The following is a 438-nucleotide window of genomic DNA, read 5'->3' as shown; positions in this document are numbered from 1 at the left end:
TGACGCCGACGACCATCACGACGCCCGGGGTCTCGGCGCCGCCCTCGGTCCTGACCTCGCGGTCGAGCTCCGGGCCGAGCAGGGTGATCAGCTCTTCGCGCAGCAGGGCGCGCAGATCCTCGGGGGTACGGGTGCCGAGCACCCGGACGCGCTCGCGGAGCCGCTCGACCAGTTCCTGGGTGGGGGCGACGCCGACATCGGCGGTGAGGAGGGTGTCCTCGATCTCCTCCCAGGTGTCCTCGTCCAGGTTGTCCCGGGACAGGAGGGTGAGCAGCCCCTTGCCGAGCGAGTTCTGGGAGCGGGCGAGCCGGGCCCGCAGGCGGACGAGCCGGCCTTCGGTGGGCTCGGGGACCTCCAGCGCGGGCGGCGCCGGAACCTCGACGGCCGGGGCCTCCTCGGCGGGCGCGGTGGCGTCCGGGAGGCCGACTTCGTCGATGG

1 protein-coding gene is annotated in these 438 nt (G+C 74.7%); it reads right to left on the bottom strand.

Features of this window, described 5'->3' with window-relative positions:
* On the bottom strand, positions 1 to 438 hold a 438-nt coding region (locus G3I71_RS47845; protein WP_203733171.1), incomplete at both ends, for a signal recognition particle receptor subunit alpha.

The sequence above is a fragment of the Streptomyces sp. SID12501 genome (assembly GCF_010550245.1).
Taxonomy (GTDB): Bacteria; Actinomycetota; Actinomycetes; order Streptomycetales; family Streptomycetaceae; genus Streptomyces.
Note: the sequence above shows the minus strand (reverse complement) of the source record. Positions and strands in the feature narration are given on the sequence as shown.